The sequence below is a fragment of the Clostridium sp. CAG:43 genome, assembly GCF_000434655.1.
GTDB classification, from domain to species: Bacteria; Bacillota; Clostridia; order Lachnospirales; family Lachnospiraceae; genus Otoolea; species Otoolea fessa.
Window position 1 is genome coordinate 5,600 of record NZ_FR895067.1, and the last position, 2,944, is coordinate 8,543.

Genomic DNA, 2,944 nt, shown 5'->3' on the forward strand with positions numbered 1-2,944 from the left:
CCCAGGCGTCTCTCTCTCGGCCTGCGATCTTATTTAAGGTCTTCTGGCGCATGATACCGGAGAACGGTGCTTTCCGGCTCTTTAACTTGCCTTCCTCCACAGAAGCTGCTTTTTCTGCCTTGGATGCAGATGCCGCTTCTGTGTGGTTCTCCGCCTCATCGTTCCATTTCTCCCAGCCATGCTCCTGGCTGTGAAGCTTCAAAATCTGTCCCAGAACACGCTTCTGATCTTTTCTTTCCACGATCTGATCCACAAACCGTGTGTCAGCTGGAACTCGGCTCTCTGGAAGCCCTCCGGGAGCTTCTGGCCGATCGTCTGCTCGATGACACGCGGACCCGCAAATCCAATCAGCGCTCCCGGCTCTGCCAGGATGATATCGCCCAGGGACGCAAAGCTTGCCGTTACGCCGCCGGTGGTCGGATCCGTCATAAAGCTTATGTAGAGAAGTCCCGCCTCGGAATGACGTTTTAAGGCTGCGGAAGTTTTCGCCATCTGCATCAGGGAGATCATGCCCTCCTGCATTCTCGCGCCGCCGGAAGCCGCGTAGATGATAACCGGAAGCCGTTCCTCGGTCGCACGCTCTACCGCACGGGCAATCTTCTCTCCCATGTTGTGACCCATGCTGCTCATCAGGAAACGGGAATCGCAGACCGCGATCACAGTCTCATAACCGTGAATCTTTCCTTTACCAGTGACAACCGCCTCATTTAACTCGGTTTTCTCTCTGGCTGCCTCAACCTTGCCCTCATAGCCCGGAAATGCAAGCGGATTGACCACAGACATCTCCTTATCCCACTCTTCAAAGGTACCTTCATCGATCAGCATCTCAATCCGACGGTACGCATGCATCCGGAAATATCCGCCGCAGCGCGGGCACACATACAGGTTGTCCTTGACATCCTGCACCAGAATCGGTTTCTCACATTTATTACACTTACGCCATAAAGAACGCAGACTTTCCGGCGTCATCGCCGTCGGACGGCTCGGAATCTTCTCCGGTTTTTCCTGTGCTGCCTCTGCCGCCCTTTTATCTGCTTTCGCACTCTCCGCACGGCTTACGCCGGCAGAACCGTGGTCGTTTGTATTGATCGAAGTATACGATTTCTTAAACAGATTTTTAAACATCTCTTATTCAACCTCACTTATTAGCCAATCATAAACGTCAGCTCTGCGGAAACAGCCAGCTTGCCATCGACGGTTGCCGTCGCACTTCCGATGCCGACCGGTCCTTTTCTCTTGATGATATGGCACTCCAGCTTTAACTTGTCGCCCGGAACTACCTTTTTCTTGAATTTTGCGTTGTTGATTGCCCCGAAATATGCCGTCCTGCCCTTATTTCCTTCTTCACTTAAAATCGCAACCGCGCCGACCTGCGCCAGCGCCTCCACGATCAGGACGCCCGGCATGACCGGCTCCTGAGGAAAATGACCTGCAAACCACGGCTCGTTGTATGTTACATTTTTATATCCAACCGCGCCCTCGCCCGGTGTCACTTCCTCGATACAGTCGATCAAAAGAAACGGATGACGGTGCGGGATGATCTCCTGGATCTCTTTAATTCCCATCATAATTTCAGTTACCTCTTTCGCTTTCCCAATTTAGTCCTCAAATTTCTTGATTACCAGGCTGGCATTGACACCACCAAATCCCAGGGAGTTGGTCAGGGCATAGTGGATATCCATCGGAACACCCTCGCCCATCGTGTAATCCAGATCGCAGCCCTCGCCTGCCTCTTTTAAACCTGCGGTTGCGTGTACAAATCCATCCTCAATGGATTTCACGCAGGCGATAAACTCAACACCGCCCGCTGCACCTAAAAGATGTCCAATCATCGACTTAGTGGAGTTAATTTTTACCTTGTAAGCGTGGTCTCCCAGCGCTTTTTTCACTGCCATCGTCTCGAAGAGATCGTTATGGTGTGTACTGGTTCCATGTGCATTGATGTAATCAATCTTCTCCGGTGCGATACCTGCATCCTTGAGCGCCATCTCCATCGCATACGCTGCGCCGCTTCCATCCTCTGCCGGGGAAGTGATGTGGAATGCATCGTTGCTTCCGCCGTAGCCGACTACCTCTGCCAGAATCTTTGCGCCGCGCTTCTGCGCGTGCTCTAAGGACTCCAGAACTACGATACCAGCGCCCTCGCCCATGACGAAACCATCGCGGTCCTTATCAAACGGACGGGATGCCGTCTCCGGGTCATCATTGGTAGAAAGAGCCGTCAGAGCCGCGAAACCTGCCATACCGAGCGGTGTGATCGCAGACTCGGTACCACCGGCTACCATCACGTCTGCCTCGCCGTACTGGATCGAGCGGAACGCCTCACCGATAGAGTTCGTACCGGTCGCACAGGCAGTTACCACGTTGATGGATTTGCCCTTTAAACCATAATGCATTGCCACATTGCCGACTGCCATGTTGCTGATCATCATCGGAACGAGCAGCGGGTTCACACGGTTCGGTCCTTTTTCCAGCATTTTTTTGTGCTCACGTTCCATCGCCTGTAAGCTTCCGATACCGGAACCGATGCTGGTTCCCACGCGGAACGGATCCTCTTTTTCCATATCCAGACCCGCCTGTGCGATCGCCTCACCGGNGCCTGTGCGATCGCCTCACCGGCTGCCGCTACCGCATACTGAGAAAACGGCTCCATACGTCTCGCTGCCTTCGGATCCATGTATTTCTTCGGATCAAAATCCTTCACCTCGCCTGCCAGCTTTGCCTTATAATCGGTTGTATCAAAATATGTGATCGGCGCGATACCGACTTTTTTATCCTTTAATCCCTGCCAGAAGCTTGCTACGTCATTTCCAATCGGTGTGATCGCTCCCAGACCGGTTACTACTACACGTGTCTTATTTCCCATCTAAAAACCTGCCTTTCTATCGTCACAGTTCACACGTTGTGCAAACTGCGACACGATTTTGCCGATGCTTCGCATTCC

1 protein-coding gene and 2 pseudogenes are annotated in these 2,944 nt (G+C 52.8%); all 3 read right to left on the reverse strand.

The features are described from left to right. A pseudogene (gene accD / locus QVO97_RS05445) lies at positions 1-1,125 on the reverse strand (acetyl-CoA carboxylase, carboxyltransferase subunit beta); the annotation flags it as partial. Between the two features lie 20 nt (positions 1,126-1,145). Further along, positions 1,146-1,571 (reverse strand): 3-hydroxyacyl-ACP dehydratase FabZ, encoded by a 426-nt coding sequence (gene fabZ / locus QVO97_RS05450; RefSeq protein ID WP_353784499.1) that lies wholly within the window; start codon positions 1,569-1,571, stop codon positions 1,146-1,148. A 27-nt stretch (positions 1,572-1,598) separates the two neighbouring features. After that, positions 1,599-2,866, reverse strand: a pseudogene (gene fabF, locus QVO97_RS05455) (beta-ketoacyl-ACP synthase II). Between the last annotated feature and the right edge of the window lie 78 nt (positions 2,867-2,944).